26 protein-coding genes are annotated in these 15,307 nt (G+C 50.4%); 24 read left to right on the top strand and 2 right to left on the bottom strand.

Translation table 11 applies throughout. The annotated features are described in order from the left end of the window. Positions 1-224: 224 nt before the first annotated feature. Complete coding sequence (locus ACGG9R_RS06915) at positions 225-1,211, bottom strand: Abi family protein (protein ID WP_390153161.1); 987 nt, start codon at positions 1,209-1,211, stop codon at positions 225-227. A 139-nt stretch (positions 1,212-1,350) separates the two neighbouring features. After that, on the bottom strand, positions 1,351-2,019 hold the full coding sequence (locus ACGG9R_RS06910) for a LexA family protein (RefSeq protein ID WP_390153158.1): 669 nt from the start codon (positions 2,017-2,019) through the stop codon (positions 1,351-1,353). A gap of 134 nt (positions 2,020-2,153) precedes the next feature. Here ACGG9R_RS06910 and ACGG9R_RS06905 point away from each other — a divergent pair, with 134 nt between their 5' ends. The 24 genes from ACGG9R_RS06905 to ACGG9R_RS06790 all read left to right on the top strand — a co-directional run bounded on the left by ACGG9R_RS06905 (position 2,154) and on the right by ACGG9R_RS06790 (position 15,307). Continuing rightward, a complete protein-coding gene (locus ACGG9R_RS06905) occupies positions 2,154-2,351 on the top strand; it encodes a helix-turn-helix transcriptional regulator (protein ID WP_390153155.1) in 198 nt (65 codons plus the stop codon). A 37-nt stretch (positions 2,352-2,388) separates the two neighbouring features. Further along, the gene (locus ACGG9R_RS06900; RefSeq protein ID WP_390153152.1) at positions 2,389-2,730 is read left to right on the top strand and encodes a hypothetical protein; all 342 of its coding nucleotides are present in this window, start codon (positions 2,389-2,391) and stop codon (positions 2,728-2,730) included. After that, the gene (locus ACGG9R_RS06895; RefSeq protein WP_390153150.1) at positions 2,727-2,990 is read left to right on the top strand and encodes a hypothetical protein; all 264 of its coding nucleotides are present in this window, start codon (positions 2,727-2,729) and stop codon (positions 2,988-2,990) included. The genes ACGG9R_RS06900 and ACGG9R_RS06895 overlap by 4 nt, the downstream gene beginning before the upstream one ends. Positions 2,991-3,008: 18 nt before the next feature. Next, on the top strand, positions 3,009-3,164 hold the full coding sequence (locus ACGG9R_RS06890) for a hypothetical protein (protein ID WP_390153147.1): 156 nt from the start codon (positions 3,009-3,011) through the stop codon (positions 3,162-3,164). Positions 3,165-3,174: 10 nt separating this feature from the next. Next, on the top strand, positions 3,175-3,519 hold the full coding sequence (locus ACGG9R_RS06885; RefSeq protein ID WP_390153144.1) for a hypothetical protein: 345 nt from the start codon (positions 3,175-3,177) through the stop codon (positions 3,517-3,519). Then, positions 3,512-3,712, top strand: coding sequence for a hypothetical protein (locus ACGG9R_RS06880; protein WP_390153141.1), 201 nt, complete (start codon positions 3,512-3,514; stop codon positions 3,710-3,712). The genes ACGG9R_RS06885 and ACGG9R_RS06880 overlap by 8 nt, the downstream gene beginning before the upstream one ends. Then, positions 3,709-4,212 (top strand): hypothetical protein, encoded by a 504-nt coding sequence (locus tag ACGG9R_RS06875; RefSeq protein WP_390153138.1) that lies wholly within the window; start codon positions 3,709-3,711, stop codon positions 4,210-4,212. The genes ACGG9R_RS06880 and ACGG9R_RS06875 overlap by 4 nt, the downstream gene beginning before the upstream one ends. Beyond that, on the top strand, positions 4,213-4,464 hold the full coding sequence (locus tag ACGG9R_RS06870) for a hypothetical protein (RefSeq protein WP_390153135.1): 252 nt from the start codon (positions 4,213-4,215) through the stop codon (positions 4,462-4,464). It begins immediately after the preceding gene. A gap of 94 nt (positions 4,465-4,558) precedes the next feature. Beyond that, positions 4,559-4,750, top strand: a complete 192-nt coding sequence (locus tag ACGG9R_RS06865; protein WP_390153132.1) for a hypothetical protein — start codon at positions 4,559-4,561, stop codon at positions 4,748-4,750. Between the two features lie 58 nt (positions 4,751-4,808). Then, complete coding sequence (locus tag ACGG9R_RS06860) at positions 4,809-5,183, top strand: hypothetical protein (protein ID WP_390153129.1); 375 nt, start codon at positions 4,809-4,811, stop codon at positions 5,181-5,183. Next, positions 5,167-5,661, top strand: coding sequence for a siphovirus Gp157 family protein (locus ACGG9R_RS06855; RefSeq protein ID WP_390153126.1), 495 nt, complete (start codon positions 5,167-5,169; stop codon positions 5,659-5,661). Before ACGG9R_RS06860 ends, ACGG9R_RS06855 begins: the two co-directional genes overlap by 17 nt. Before the next feature lie 38 nt (positions 5,662-5,699). Further along, positions 5,700-6,788 carry an ATP-binding protein gene (locus ACGG9R_RS06850; RefSeq protein ID WP_390153123.1) on the top strand — a complete coding sequence of 363 codons (1,089 nt, stop codon included), beginning with the start codon at positions 5,700-5,702 and terminating at the stop codon, positions 6,786-6,788. A gap of 100 nt (positions 6,789-6,888) precedes the next feature. Then, a complete protein-coding gene (locus ACGG9R_RS06845) occupies positions 6,889-7,374 on the top strand; it encodes a hypothetical protein (RefSeq protein ID WP_390153120.1) in 486 nt (161 codons plus the stop codon). A gap of 6 nt (positions 7,375-7,380) precedes the next feature. Then, positions 7,381-9,435, top strand: a complete 2,055-nt coding sequence (locus ACGG9R_RS06840) for an AAA family ATPase (RefSeq protein WP_390153117.1) — start codon at positions 7,381-7,383, stop codon at positions 9,433-9,435. A 254-nt stretch (positions 9,436-9,689) separates the two neighbouring features. Further along, entirely contained in the window at positions 9,690-9,932 is a 243-nt protein-coding gene (locus ACGG9R_RS06835; RefSeq protein ID WP_390153114.1) for a hypothetical protein, read from the top strand. Further along, entirely contained in the window at positions 9,929-10,216 is a 288-nt protein-coding gene (locus ACGG9R_RS06830) for a hypothetical protein (RefSeq protein WP_390153112.1), read from the top strand. Before ACGG9R_RS06835 ends, ACGG9R_RS06830 begins: the two co-directional genes overlap by 4 nt. Further along, a complete protein-coding gene (locus ACGG9R_RS06825) occupies positions 10,209-10,433 on the top strand; it encodes a hypothetical protein (protein WP_390153110.1) in 225 nt (74 codons plus the stop codon). Before ACGG9R_RS06830 ends, ACGG9R_RS06825 begins: the two co-directional genes overlap by 8 nt. A gap of 97 nt (positions 10,434-10,530) precedes the next feature. Beyond that, positions 10,531-10,965 carry a RusA family crossover junction endodeoxyribonuclease gene (locus ACGG9R_RS06820; RefSeq protein ID WP_390153108.1) on the top strand — a complete coding sequence of 145 codons (435 nt, stop codon included), beginning with the start codon at positions 10,531-10,533 and terminating at the stop codon, positions 10,963-10,965. Positions 10,966-10,977: 12 nt separating this feature from the next. Then, positions 10,978-11,397, top strand: a complete 420-nt coding sequence (locus ACGG9R_RS06815; protein WP_390153106.1) for a hypothetical protein — start codon at positions 10,978-10,980, stop codon at positions 11,395-11,397. Beyond that, positions 11,394-11,882 (top strand): hypothetical protein, encoded by a 489-nt coding sequence (locus tag ACGG9R_RS06810; protein WP_390153103.1) that lies wholly within the window; start codon positions 11,394-11,396, stop codon positions 11,880-11,882. The genes ACGG9R_RS06815 and ACGG9R_RS06810 overlap by 4 nt, the downstream gene beginning before the upstream one ends. Before the next feature lie 203 nt (positions 11,883-12,085). Beyond that, a complete protein-coding gene (locus tag ACGG9R_RS06805; protein ID WP_390153100.1) occupies positions 12,086-12,511 on the top strand; it encodes a hypothetical protein in 426 nt (141 codons plus the stop codon). Positions 12,512-12,641: 130 nt separating this feature from the next. After that, a complete protein-coding gene (locus ACGG9R_RS06800) occupies positions 12,642-13,550 on the top strand; it encodes a hypothetical protein (protein ID WP_390153097.1) in 909 nt (302 codons plus the stop codon). 40 nt (positions 13,551-13,590) lie between these two features. Beyond that, positions 13,591-14,073 (top strand): terminase small subunit, encoded by a 483-nt coding sequence (locus ACGG9R_RS06795; RefSeq protein ID WP_390153094.1) that lies wholly within the window; start codon positions 13,591-13,593, stop codon positions 14,071-14,073. Then, entirely contained in the window at positions 14,063-15,307 is a 1,245-nt protein-coding gene (locus tag ACGG9R_RS06790; protein ID WP_390153091.1) for a PBSX family phage terminase large subunit, read from the top strand. The genes ACGG9R_RS06795 and ACGG9R_RS06790 overlap by 11 nt, the downstream gene beginning before the upstream one ends.

The raw sequence follows: 15,307 nt of genomic DNA, 5'->3' as shown, positions 1-15,307 counted from the left end.
TGATAATCGTTTATGTCAGATATAGCTTTCTGTGGTGATATACTTATAAGAACATAAAAGCCTTCTCTGATAAAAAAGAGAAGGCTTTTGCACTGGCTCCCGTAGAAGTACCAGCACTTTTCCATCTCCATTATAAACGCTTGTTGCAAAATATCAAATGTAAAATTTGTGAATATGCGGGACCTGTCACTGCTTAATCACTGAATACTTCGTAACTGCTAAAACTATATCGAAATATCTTCTAATTTAGTTATATATTTATGTTTCAAACCAGTAACATCACGGACAAAGCTTTCCACGGAAGGAGAAATATTCTCTGACAAGAAGCCCAAGGAACTATCAATCCCCTCGTAATTCACTTGGTACACATGATTTTGGCCGAAGAAGACCGCGATACAAATTAGTGCAGCTAGAATATCATCCTGGCCATAAGTGTAAATAGCACCGGGGCCTGATATAGGGAGATTAAGCTGTTTGTGAATATCCAGTTGGGGAATTGTAGCAACACGCGTAGAACGCTGGTCAATCTTGTGCGTGTATAATCGGTTATTATGAGCACATTTATTTCGGATATCTGTTAAATAATAGAGTATGGAACTAAGTGTTTTGGGGGCCAGTTTTGGATTTACTGTATGAGCGATGTCCTTCTTCATGTCGTCGGGCAGCAAATCATAGAAGTTGGCCATCGTACCGAACGAAATCACCGTGTTCAAAACCCATAAGGGAACCTGATTATACTTTTTTATGAAATGACAAATAGCAGGATGGGGTTTTCTTGTCGAAAATGTCTTGATACATTTGTTCAACTTGTAGAGAAGAGAATTTACATGTTGCCTTTCTTTGGGGCTCCGTGTAAAAGAATTGGGACGCAAATAATTCCAGTGATTGGTACCAAAACGAGAGGAGAAATGAGGGGAAATCAGTGATTTCATTTGAGTTTCTATAATAGTGACACAGTTCAAAACATTACGCCTCAAATTGGCATCAAAGAGGTACAGTGTGACAATTTGCTCAAGAGTAGTTCCTTCTGTATAAAAATCAGAATGACGCAAATTCGATCGTTTTTTATCAATGAATGCGTCTTTATATCCATTGATTAAATTGTAATATCCATATTGAAGCAATATACCGGCAGAGTTTTCATCAAGCCTTACATTTCTGTTTTTTAAAATAGAAAGTTGCTCCTGAATCGTTGTTGCAGGGATATTCATAAATACCTCCAAAAAGAAAAAGGATCTTAATGCATGAACATTAAGATCCTTTTTCGGTCCGCTTTGTGCAATACGCCACGGCTCATATCTGTGTATATACTACACGAAAATGATCTTAATGTCAATTTTGAATATAAACTTACTGTTTGATCACTGAATACTTCGCCACTGCCAGTCCGATGATCTGAATCGAATCGCAGTTGTCAGAGTTAAAGATCATCGGCGGATATTGCGGATTCATGGACACGAGGGTGCAGCCGTCTGGATTTTTGTAGAAGCGCTTCAGGGTGGCGTCGTCGTCGATACGGACGGCGGCGATCTGGCCGTCATCTACGACCGGCTGGCTGCGGATGAATACCACGTCACCGTCATGGATGTCGGCACCTATCATGCTGTCCCCGCTTACCACAAGCCCGAAGTCTGCGTGTACGCCAGTATCACATGGTAGAAAGGCTTCTATATGCTCATCCGCCAGAATCGGCTTTCCGGCGGCGATCTGCCCAATGATGGGGACCATGCATCTTTCAATGGGGACAATGTTTTTGAGAGAAGAAATGTCGCTGCTCATAAGAGCCACGCGTTCATTCCCATTTATCAGCTTCATTAGAGAGTCAACGGTTAAACCAACGCCATGCGCAATCTTCTCATACGTCCTAATAGATGGCGTGATGGATTTCCCGTTTTTAGAATTACGATTTTTTTCGAGCATGGATATATATGGCTTACTTAATCCACATCTTTTTGCAAGCTCATCCATAGAAAGTTCGTGCTCGGCACGGTAATTTCGCAGAAATTCAGATAGTGACATTTTTATCAAGCCTCCTTTGTTAATTGTATTTTACATGAGATAGCAAAAAATGTAAAGTGTACTTGACAAAGGATCGGTTAAGATGTATCATAATCCCAGAAAGTTAAGTTGACTTAACAGAAAGGAGGCATGCGATGGTTAATAATAATCTTTCGGAAGTTCGAAAAGACAAAGGGTTGACGCAGGAAGAATTAGCGGAGAAATCCGGAATTTCCAGAGTAACGATTGCGAACATCGAACGTGGCGCGGTTACAAATTTGAAGATTAGCACTATGCTCAGCTTGGCGAACGCGCTAGATTCTACTGTAGAAGAAATTTTTTTACCTAGATAGTTAAGTATGCTTAACCATCTTAAAAGGAGGACAAATCATGAAAGTATTGAAAGATCCAAACCAGGTACTTCGCATCATGCGTGCGAAACTGGACGAGCTTCACAAGAGATTCGTCGAGGCGGGTGTAGGAGAATCCACGGAGATTAGCGGGCAGGAGTCCGCGATCATCGACATCGCGGGGAACATTCGCCACGCGATCGAGGACCATGGCTGCTTCGGGGCGGATGACATGAAGTGTGTCTATGACTACGTTGACGACGCTAAAGAAAAATGCCGCGAGTACTGTAATCCCAGAGACACTTGGTTCATGAAAGGCCGCGCCGAGGGCGCCATATGGGCCATGAAAGAAATCGAAAAGAGGATGGAGGAGGAACCATGACAGACGAAGAATGGAGCGAGAGAATCGCCAAAGAGAAGAAAGCCCGCGCAGAGGCGGTCGCCCTGCTCTGTCAGGCGCTGCAGAAAGCTGGCGTGCCGCTCCTTTCGCTGAAAATCATCGAGGACGGCAGCGACTGCACGGTCGAGGCAATGTTCAAATATGGAGCTCGCCATTGGGGAGTTCGCTATGCGGACATCTCTATGGACGCCCCGCACACGGCGCTTTGGGACATTCTGCGACAGATCCCCGAGCTTAGGTAGAAATGAGAGGTGATAAACATGTTGGACAGCGAACATCCGGAAGGCCCGTACATTTCAAGAGTGGCCCGGGAATGCGCACGGTTTTATCAGGACCCGAAAAACATTCAGGCGTTTCAGGAATGGTTAGCAAAAAAGAAGAAAGAGGAAGCCGATCATGGCGATGAGACTGCCTAGGAGGAACGAAATGAGAGAAAAAGCAATGAGAGAAGTGATCCTCGCACAGTTGGGCGCGCTCCGCGCGGATGCGGGCGTCGAGCTTGTCGCGTGCAAAGACACCTGCGTCGAGGATTACCTGACGGGGAAGGCTGACGCCCTCGCCGTCGCCATGCAGATGGTGGAGTCGAAGGCGCTGCTCGAAAGCATGGCACATTTCTTGTGCTACGAGGAAACCCGCAATATGAATATGGCAGAAAGTGCCAGGTCGTGTTCGAAGGACATGATGTCTCGGCTCTACGAGGGCAAAGCCGCCGGATACATGGCGGCATCCAGAGTGGTGACCGAGGTCAGGGAGGAGAACAAATATGAGTAGTGCAGAGGCAATTCAGGTCGTCCATCAGATGATGGAGGCTCGCGAACGTGAAATGGCGGCTGCCATGCAGCCAGTCACAAAAAAATACGACCCTGCTAGCACTCGCATGGAGTTTTGGGCAGAAGTAGCAGTCGGTCCGCTGACGGTGGTGAGCATCTTTGCATGGGCGCTGCTGATGGCGGTGGCTCAATGAGATGCTGCGAGGGCTGCGGGAAGCCGCTCCCTGCGGATGCCGCAGCGCGGAAACGCTTCTGCTCCGCGGAGTGTGAGAGGCGCTCTTACTACGAAGGGCGCCGCGATAAGGACCACGCTAAAGAAGAAGCGGAAGAAGGCATTCCGCTCCGCGAGTTCCAATGTGAGCAATGCGGACACTGGGTCCGCGTCATGAGCAAGAATGACAGGCGCTTCCGGTTCTGCAGCGCCAAATGCGAAAAGGCATTTTGGAAGCGGAATAAGCCGAAGGCTGCAAGGGCTGCGAAAGCTCCGGCGGGCAGAGGCTTCGGCGGTGGCTACTTTGAGAGATGCTGCAAGTGGTGCGGCAAAGCATTCGGCACGCAGTCGGCAACGGCGAAGTACTGCTGCCGAGAGCATAAGCACATGGCGTTGATGTGGAAGAAACAGAACGCCGCCGAAGAAAAGAAGGCTAGGAAACGGTCGAAGTACCGACCGTTCGTGGATGGAGGGAGCGACTAAATGGAAGCAAAAGTCATACTGGAGATGGAAGCAGAAGTCACACTGGAGCAGGCGCTCGAGCTCCTCATGGAGGATCAGCCTGTCCACGTGTTCAATGAGGATGGCGACGATTATTTCTTCGGGTACAAGAGCGCCATCAACGAAGAAGAACCTGTCCCGCATCTGGTCGTCACCGGGATCTTCGCAAACACCGAGGATCTGAAAGACGGCAATGGCGAGATGCAGGTCATCGAGCTGCAGGTGAAAGAGTAAAGAAAAAGAGCCTTGGCAGCGGCTACTGCTAAGGCTCGAGCAGGAAGGTTTTGAGTGACATTCCTGCCTCTATTATAGCAGAAATGGAGGAATCATGGCAGAGCTTGAAAATCACATGGTGTGCGGCATTGGGTACTTCGATGAAGAAGCCGCCCGCCGCCACCTTGAACGGGAAGAATACGAGATGGAGCACGCGGATGACGCATGGGATGACTGGTTGGGAGGCGAGCCGATTGAAAACGAAGCCGAAGCGGATGTATCCGCATCAGTGCCGGATCTGCGGTAAGACTTACTACAACTCACACAATAGCAAGAGACCGGGCACCTGCTGTGAGCGATGCCGCATGATCCACGAAAAAATCGGCTACAGGATGAGGCGGCACCCTCTGAGAGACGCAGCGGCGCTGGTGAAGCATCTGCAGATGCTGTTTAGCACCATCGAGCAGCAGATGGGTGACAAGCAGCAGATGATCGACATGATGTCTTCTTTCGAATGGGACATGATGATCGATCTTTGCGAGAAGGACTGGCCGTTCCTCGAGGGCTGCTCAGAGGAAGAGCTGGATACGCTCGCAGAGCTGGTGGATGTGGCAGAGGATCTGCTGGACCTTCCGGCGCAGATGCTGCCCACAAAAATGCCAAGGGATGTTTATTGGGAATTTATCAATGTGGTGGATTCATACCATAAAAACAGGAGGAGAAATGGCGACGTTATATGAAATCGACGAAAGGCTGGCAAATATCTTTGTCACCCCGGAAGGCACTGCTGTAGACGGCAGCACCGGGGAAGTATTGGATGCAAAAGCACTGGATGATCTCGAGATGGAGAAATGGTCCAAGGTGGATAACATCTGCCGGTATATCAAGAATCTCCAGTCGGATATCGAGCAGTACAAAGAAGAAGTAGACAAGCTGACGGCGAGAGCCGTGTCGGCACAGAAGAAGCTGGAGAGTCTTAAAGCCTATCTGGCTGTGCATCTGGAAGCGGGCAAGAAGGCGGATGTGCCTAGTGCACAGATCCGCTGGAGAAAGTCCGTGACGGTATCCATCCCGGATGAGAATATGATCCCCATGTGCTTCATGAAGCAGGTCATCACGACCAAGCCGGACAAGCTGGCTATCAAAGAGCTTCTGAAAGCAGGGAAGGCCGTCCCCGGCGCTTCTTTGGAAGAAAAGCAGAATCTGTCTATTAAGTGAGGTATCTCACTTTTAGAAATACATCATAGGAGGTATATATGCTTACCATCAACAAGGGTATCCAGCAGAGTGCCGTCAAGGTCGTGGTATACGGCGTGGAGGGCATCGGGAAGACGACTTTCGCCAGCCATTTCCCCGCGCCGCTTTTCCTCGACCTGGACCGCGGCAGCCGCCGGATGGATGTCGATCGCATCGACTCTATCCAGGACTGGCCCGCTCTCATGGGCACGCTGGATCAGATCCAGCGCGACCCGTCGCTTCCCTATTCGACGATCGTCATCGATACGGCGGATATGGCGGCAAAACTGGCGAGTGCCTACATCTGCAAGGCAAACGGCAGCAAGAAGAGTATCGAAGAATTCGGCTACGGCAAGGGCTATGTGATCCTTGCCGAAGAATTCTCAAAGCTCTTGGTCAATGCGGAGGTGCTGGTGAATATGGGCTTCAATGTCGTATTCCTGGCACACGCGATGCAGCGGACGGTCACCCGCCCGGATGATACCGGGAGCTATGACCACTGGGAAATGAAGCTCCCCGGGAGCAAGAACAATTCACTGGGGGCTCTTCTCAAAGAGTGGGCGGATCTCTTGCTCTTCGCGGACTACAAAGTCATCATCCGGCAGGGCGCAGACGGCAAAGGCAAGGCGGCAGGCGGCCAGCGGAGAATGCGCGCGACGCACACGCCGTTCGCAGACGCTAAGAACCGCTTCGGGCTCGCAGATATTCTGGACTTCGACTTCAAGGAAATCCAGTCTATCATCCCCGCCCGTCCTGTCACGCCGCCGAAAACCACCATGGAAAAGGCGTATCAGGCGAAGAAGAAGGTGCAGAAGGGAATCACCCCTAAAGCGGCCGAGGAGCCCGCAGAAACGAAGCCAGCCCCGCCCACGAATGTGTATGACGAGCTCGCGCGTCTGATGGCGCTCGGCGTATCGGAAGCGGACCCTTCGCCGATCACGGAGGGGGAGCTGCTGAAGGCGATCCGCGAAGTAGACCCCAATGAACCCGCAGCGAAGGCCGAGAATCTGGCGAAGATCCCGGCGGACTATGTAGAAGCACTCATCAAGCCCGATACATGGGCGGGATTCAAATACTATGTGCTGAACAACATCCGCACTCCGTTTTAGTCTATAACCACGATTTCTGTTTGTAATCATGATTTTGAGGGATTTTTCCTCAATTTTCACACATTAAGTTACAAATTTTACATTTTAGGAGGAACATACTATGCCGAATTTTGGACAGTTTGGAAATGCTACACCGGATACCGAGAAGGAAAAGGCAATGGTGGTTACCGGGTTTTCTAATTTTACGGACGATGATTTCGAGGAGAAGGGAGGTCTCTTTGACCCCATCCCGAAAGGCCGTTATCACTTCGTGGTCTATGACTGCCAGACCGGCTTCACGAAGAAGGATAACACACTGATGAAGACCATCCTGATGGACATCCATCACGAAGACGGAACAAAGACACGCCTTACAGATTACTTGGTCTACAAGAGCAATCAGAAGTGGAAATTTGCCTGCTTCTTCGATGCCATCGGTCTTGGTGATGCGCTCAAAGAGAACGGCATCGGCGGTGCAGATGACCCGCTCTGGGCGACCGCCGTAGGGCAGGAAGGGGACTTCGAGGTCGATAATGAAACGTCCGAGTGGAACGGCAAGCAGACCACGCGCAATGTCATCAAGAAGTACTACAAGCCCGAACGGTAAACGGTTATGAGCAAAATCGATCTAGTGCCGCTCTTAGCCTTCATCGACCCAGACTACAGCTATGAACGATGGATCCAAGTGGGTATGGCTCTCCAGGAGGAGGGCTATCCCCTGTCTGTCTGGGAAGCGTGGAGCCGCAGGGGCGGGAAGTTCCATGAAGGGGAATGCGTCAAGAAGTGGCAGTCTTTCCATGAAGACCGCGAGCAACCAGTCACCGGCGCCGTCATCACCCAGTGGGCGAAGGAAGGCGGGTGGAAGCCCTCCGGACGTCATGAAGGGCCGGTTCACACCGTGACGGGGTTCACCTTCACGGATTCCGATTTTCTGATCGATCCATCGACGGTCGAGCCGGAAGATTTCTGCGAGCCAAGTGATGGGGAATGGGACCAGAAAGGGGACCTCATCTCCTATCTGCAGGCGCTCTTCAAGCCGGATGAGTATGTCGGGCTGGCAGTGAATTCCTTCCTGGCTAAGGACGGGAAATGGAAGCCTGTCGATAATGGCCAGTGTAAGCGGACGTGCGGAGAGATCGTCGAGGCGCTGCAGCATTCTCGGAAGATGTCCAGTGCCATCGGCAGCCTGCAGAATGAGGCGGCAGGGGCATGGATCCGTATCAATCCGCTGGACGGAGAAGGGGCTAAGAATGCGAATGTGACAGATTTCCGCTATGCGCTGGTGGAGTCGGACACGCTGCCTCTCGGCCAGCAGCTGGCGCTCATCCGCCAGATGCAGCTGCCATGCGCTGCCATCGTCTACTCCGGCAGGAAGTCGGTGCATGCCATCGTCCATGTCGACGCCGCGACACAGAAGGAATACTATGAACGCGTCGCCCATATTTACGACATCTGCAATAAGAACGGCTTCAAGGTCGACGAGCAGAACAAGAACCCGTCTCGCCTGTCCCGCATGCCGGGCGTCACGCGGAATGGCAAGAAGCAGTTCCTGATCGGCGTCCATCAGGGGCAGAAGGACTATCTGGCATGGCTCGCATGGACGGAGGAGCAGCAGGATGACCTGCCGCCTTTCCTGCCGCTCAATACGGTCATCGATGACCCGCCGCCTCTGAATCCGGTCTTGATCGACGGCATCCTCCGTCTGGGGCACAAGGCTATACTGACCGGCCCCTCGAAGGCGGGGAAGTCTTTCTGGCTGATGCAACTGGCACTTGCCATTGCGTCCGGCGGTGAGTTTCTGGGATGGAGATGCCGGAAGGGGAAAGTCCTCTATATCAATCTGGAAATCGACGAGAAGTCTTTCATCGATCGACTGGAGCACATCTATCGGGCAAAGGGCATGCCGATGCACCCCAGCTCCAGCAATCTCATCGTGTGGGATCTCAGGGGCAAGGCGCTCCCGATGGATAAGCTGGCAAAGATCATCGTCCGGCGGTGTAAGGATATGCATCTCGAGGCGATCATCGTCGACCCTATTTACAAGGTCATCACGGGTGACGAAAATGCCGCCAGCGATATGGCGTACTTCGGGAATCAGTTCGACTACATCTGCCGAGAGCTGGGATGCTCTGTCATCTACTGCCATCATCACTCTAAGGGCGCGCAGGGTGCCAAGCGAGCGACCGACCGCGGCAGCGGTTCGGGAGTCTTCTCCCGCGATGCAGATGCCATCATCGACCTGACGGCGATTGAGCTGAAAGAGGAGGAAAAGGAACAGTATGGGTGCGATGTCGCTTACTGCTGTACCTGCATTCTTCGCGAATTCAAGACGCCGAAGCCGAAAGCCATCCTCTTCCAGTATCCGCTCCACACGCTCGCCCCTGATATCGATCCGAAGCGCACCGAGGGCAGCATTGAAGGGAACCGCGTCAAGGGGAACATCACCCAGACGCAGAACAAAAATGATCGCTACGAAGAATTCATCCGAACGCTGGAGCATCATTTAGCGAATGGGGATGTAGTGAATCAGAACAATCTGGCGGACGAGATGCAAGTGTCTGTGTCAACGGTTAAACGATACATGAAGCAAGCAAACGAGCCGATTCAAGTATATGAGATTACGACAGGGAAAAATGCTCGAATCCGAAGACTAGACGAAAGGCATTAAAGTGGTTCATAAACTAGTCCAACTCTATATAGAAATATAGATAGAATGGTCTAGTTTCATTTCACGCGGTGAATGGGGGTGTAAGGGTGGGTGTTCCTTAACATACACACCCACCCCTTCCACCCCTTCACTCACCGTAAAAAGAGTTGACTGGATTTAGACATATCTTTTTATGATAGCAAATCAGCTGATTTTGTAAGCAGTCAGAAAAAGTCAGAAAAATACAGATCTGTATTTTAGGAGGGAGGTAAGTCATGCGAAGCCATCTTGTGAAGGGCGCTGACCGCATCGAGCTGACGATCCGGAGCTATACGGACCGGACGGGGCGGACGCCGAAGAAAAAAGTATTGCTGCAGATGCATCGCTACATTGAGAAGGAGGATAAATGGACGAACAAAGACTTCCCGTGCAAGAGCGAGGCAGAGGCTTTGATGAAAATGCGAGAAGTGAATCAGTATTGGATGGAGTTTCACGGTTATACAGTGGAGAAATCATGATTATTATTCAGACAGAAGACGGGGCTATTGTCACGGACCCGAAAGAAATCTATATCGACAAGGACTTAGATGGACATCTGCATATCTACGCGGACTTGTCCAGTACGGATCGAGTGAAAGCTGTAAAGCTGACAGTGTTCAGCTATTCAAAAAATGAATTGGAGCAGATGCTCGAGATGATGTGTAAGAAAATGAATAAGTGGCTCTTCTTTGATGAATGCCCTCACTGCGTCATCCGTATGAGAGAGGTGCTGAATAGATACATGGAGGGGTCTCATGACTGAGTGGGAAGTCCTGCTCTTCGTCTGCATCGTCGGGATGGGGCTGCTGGCGACGATTGCTTTCCTTTTCGGGAAGATCGGGGATCTTTGGCTGGCCGTCGCTGACCTGCAGGACGACCAGCGGGGAGTGATGCGTGACCTGGTGATCTTAAAGACAGAGGTGGACGCCATGGCAGCGCGGGGAGCGGAAAGACTAAAGAAAGAAGGGAGGATCTCATGAACAGTACGGTGTGGTTCTTCATTGGTGTGCCGACGGGCTCGCTGGTGGCAACTGCTTCCATCCTTCTCACCGTCGAATGGTTACTCAGGAGGAAGCGATGAGTATGGTATATTTCTTCGTGCCGGGGAAGGTGCAGGGCAAAGCGAGACCGCGCTTCTCTTCGCGAAGCGGGACTGTCTACACGCCGGGAAAAACAAAGTCTTATGAACGGCAGATCGCGGAGGCTTATGAAGCACAGCACGGTCCCTGCTTCGAGGGGGCTGTGATGGTCGTGATCGAGGCGGTCTTTTCGATCCCGAAGTCATGGCCGCGGGCAAAGAAAGCAGAGGCGATGGCGGGGAAACTTCCGCCGGGGAAGCCTGACATTGACAACATCTTGAAAGTCGTACTCGACGGACTGAACGGCATCGCATATGAGGACGATAAGCAAGTAGTTCTGACTCAGTGCAAAAAAGTTTATGCAGACACAACCCGTCCCGCGGGGCTGCAGGTGCACGTCTTCCAGATGGATAATGCAAACGGATGGCGTTAGGAGGAGATAATCATGATCGACACAACCGGATCCCTGCTCAGCAGACAAGTACGCAGGAAGATCGAGCGGCAAAAAAACAAAAACGCTACACTCACGGTCAAGCCGGAGTATCTAAAAGACTTGTGCTCGCAGGCAGTCCAACAGGAAGCAGAAAAATTAGCGACACATGCCAAAAATGAGGCTGTATCAAGGCTATTCGAGGAACTGATCGCGATCCCGGTCATGGTCATTCACGACCACTTCGGCGAGCTTATGAAGAAAGACGGCAGAGAAGAGCGCTTTGCTGAGATGTGTCTCGAACTTTACGACACAGTAGAGAAAGGGTTCGTAACGCCGGCGGAGCTGAGGCAGTGTTTATTTGAGGAAGCCGGTGTGCGGTTTAAGCACCCAAGCTCACTAGCATCAGGAAGAAAAGAGGCGACCAAAGTATGATCCTCTATTTCCGAAAGGGAGCCAGAGTGACCGAGCTCCTGCTGGCGAAGGATACCCTGAGGCCTGGCATGCTTACAAAAGGTTACCTTTTCATGGTGATCGAGAGCGACGCACGGGGACATGTCGGGATCATGCCCAGCGAGCGAGAGCACTTCGATCTGGAGTGGATGGCAAGCGCTGCCTTCTGGACGAAGGCGCGTCAGCTTTCTGACCGCGGGTGGGAGGCAGACGACTATCCAGGCGCGGTCATCCTCTTGAAGTACTCCGAGGCAAGCGACACGGCAGAGAAGAAGAAACACGCGCTCGAGCGAAAACGGAAGAAAAGGCAGTCTCTTTGTGGGAAGATATACAAGCCAAGGCTCTGTGTGGAGTGTGGTCACTTGTTTCAACCGAACACCGCAAAGCAGAAGTACTGCAGCGTAGACTGTCAGAAGCGGTATTGGCAGGAGGCGCACCGGCGTGAGAAGAAGGAGAAACAAGGATGACGGAGGAAGAGGTTAGAGATTTCTTCGAGAAGCTGCGCAGCCAGCGGCAGTAACAGCCACCACAAAAGGCAACAGAGCCACGTGGTGGCTGCGGGACGATCTGTGAGCTGTATCGGGAATGGATTGAGTACAGGATGAAGTAGCGGCTTTACCGCTGCTTCATTTTGGCGTTCTATAGACATCGACATAGGAGGGCATCAGTAGTGAGAGTATTGGATTTGCTTCGACAGGTGTATAGGGAGATTGGGCTGCTGGAGACGTCCCGCAGGCAGAAGGACATGATCATAGCGGACAACGCCGGTGTAAAGGCGATCCGATACGATAAAGACAAAGTATCTGGCGGGAAGCAGGGTGATCTGACCGATGTGCTGCTTAATATCGAGAAGGAACGGGAGCGAATCAATGAACAGATTGCCCGTCAGCTAGAACGCGTTATGCGGCATCGGGCGGAATTGTATCAGCTCATGGAGAAGGTACCTGATGGTCCGGGGAAGGCGGCGGTGCAGGAACACTATCTCTATCGCGTGCCGTGGGGTATCGTGGCGGAACGGCTGCATTATGGGAAGAGCTATACTCGAGACCTTGCTCGTCGCACGGTAGAGGAGTTGGAGAAAGTGCGAGCCGATTAAAAGGCCAGCACAAATCAGCACTTTGAAAGTGATATAATAGTATTGTGAAAATTGCGCGACAAAAGAAACAGGCTGCTAGTGATGGTTGTCTGTTTCTTGTAGGGGTATGAAAATGTTTTGGAGTATCCGTATGGAAAAGAGCACGAAGATTTGCATTGCTTATTGTGGACCTAGTGTTGATAATGGCTCTATGGATGCTAAGACACTAGGCGAAGTTCTGATTTCAATGAGTTCATTGGTCAATCAAGCCAATCGACTATTGAATAATGATAATTCTTCTATAGATGTCAGGGTAAAGGCAGATTTTCAAAAAGGATCGTTTGAAATTGTCTTGGCTTTGATTCAGACCTTGCCGGAACAAATCAAGTCTTTGTTTGTTGCTGGCTACAGCATTGACCAAATTGCCCAATTCCTTGATTTAACTAATAACGGTATCGAAGTTGCAGGCGCAGTAGGTGGCGGGCTCTTCTGGCTAATTAAGAAGTTACGTACCCGAAGAATTATTAAGACTGTGGAAAAAGAGAATGGGCAAGTTGAAGTGCATCCAGATAAAGGTGCTCCATTTATTGTTTACAAACCAGTATATAATTTGTTTGTAGACAAAAATGTTAGAGAGGCGTTGCCCGGCCTTGTTAAACCTTTGGAGCAAGCAGGTGTTGATCATTTTGAGGTTCGAGATATTCATGAAATGGCTCGTCCCGTTATGAGTATCAATAAAGAAGAATCAGAATATGTCAAAACAGTCCCGGAAGATGTGATTGAGGAAAAATGTTCCTGTTATGTCATATCTGTAACCGTAGAAGCTGCCGTTTTTGATGGTTCTCATAAATGGAAGTTTAATGATGGAGATACCTCTTTTACAGCAACTGTGGCGGACAAAGATTTCCTTGCGAAAATTGCAGCCGGTCAAATTCGATTAGGCCCGCAAGACTTGCTTGATGTAAAATTAGAAAAGCATCAGCAAATCAAAAATCATAGGAAATTGGGACATACAGATAATGTTATAACGCAAGTCGTCAAATATACACAGCAAAATTGATCAGGTTTAGGCACTCATTTTGATAGTGAGTGCTTTTTATTTGGCAGAAACAGAGGTGGTGAAGGATGTAATGGCTGAAGTGGTACTAACGGAAAAGCAAAAACGACTGGTAGATTATTTTATAGAGACCGGCAATCAGACAGAGGCGGCCATTAAAGCCGGGTATTCAAAAAAGAACGCCCGATTCATTGCATCCAAAACCTTAGATCTGCCTTATGTGAAAGCGTTTTTGGAGAAACGTCTCAAGGAAATAGAGGAGAACCGCATTGCCAAGGCGAAAGAAGTGATGGAGTTCCTGACGTCTTCCATGCGCGGCGAAATCAAAGAGGAGGTCGTTGTCGTGGAAGGGACTGGCGACGGCTGCAGCGAAGCAAAAACCATAGAAAAGCAGATCGGAGCCAATGACCGTATCAAAGCGGCGGTGCAGCTGGCGAAGCGCTACGGACTGGACAGGCCGGAAGATGTTGACGGTGAGGCGCACATTACATTCAAGTTTGAAAGAGGCGGGGACGATGGAGATTAACGTAGCGGACCATGTTGGGCCTGCTTTTGATGCCGTCTTCCAAGACATCATTCATCACCGTCATACCCATTATTGGATGAAAGGCGGCCGTGGCAGTACGAAGTCCTCTTTTGTGAGTGTCATGCTGCCTATCCTGCTATTGCAGAACCCCAAGTGCCATGCGGTCGTACTCCGAAAAGTCGGGAACACCATCAAGACATCGGTTTATCCGCAGGTGTTATGGGGAATCGATGCTATGGGCCTTAATGGTTTGTTTTCCGCAAAGATTTCCCCGCCGGAAATCACCCTGAAGCATACGGGGCAGAAGATTTATTTCATGGGCGATGATGATCCCATGAAGCTCAAGTCCATCAAGCCGCCATTCGGCTATATCGGCGTGGTGTGGTTTGAAGAATTCGACCAGTTCGCCGGTATGGAAGAGATCCGGAATCTGAACCAGTCTTTGCTTCGCGGCGGTGATAAATACTGGGAGTTCTGTTCTTTCAACCCGCCAAAGTCGAGAAACAACTGGGTGAACGAAGAGCAGCTCTATGACGATGCGGATAGGCTGATACACCATTCCACCTATTTGCAGGTCCCGAAGGAATGGCTAGGCAGCCAGTTCCTGCTGGAAGCGGACAAGCTGAAGGGGAAGAATCTCAAGAGCTACGAGCATGAGTATCTGGGAAAAGTCACCGGGACCGGCGGTGCCGTCTTCGAGAATGTGGAGGATCTGCACATGAGCGATGAGATGATTGCACAATTCGACAGGCTGCATTGCGGGCTGGACTTCGGTTTCGCGGTAGATCCTCTGGCTTTCGTTCAGATGCACTATGATGCTAAGAAGGAGGAGCTGTATATCTTTGACGAGGTATACCAGCAGAAACTCACGAACCGCGCTGTAGCGCAAATCCTGCGTGCCAAGCACCTCACGGCACCGATCATCGCCGATTCTGCAGAGCCGAAGAGTATTGCTGAAATACGTGACATGGGCGTCAATATTATCGGATGCCGCAAAGGGCCTGACAGTGTAGCTTACGGCATCAAATGGCTGCAGGGAAGGCGGAAGATATACATCGATAAGCGCAGGTGCCCGAACACATACAGGGAATTTACCTGCTACGAATACGAGAGAAATCGTCAGGGGCAGTTTATTTCTGCCTACCCTGACGCAGACAACCACGCCATCGATGCCACGAGATACGCCTGCCAGAATGAAATGGCTAGGGCAAGAGTGAAGATTTTAAGGAGGTGA

It is taken from the genome of Dialister sp. i34-0019-2H8, assembly GCF_042846925.1.
Classification (GTDB): domain Bacteria; phylum Bacillota; class Negativicutes; order Veillonellales; family Dialisteraceae; genus Dialister.
This window is presented reverse-complemented; position numbering and strand designations above follow the sequence as displayed.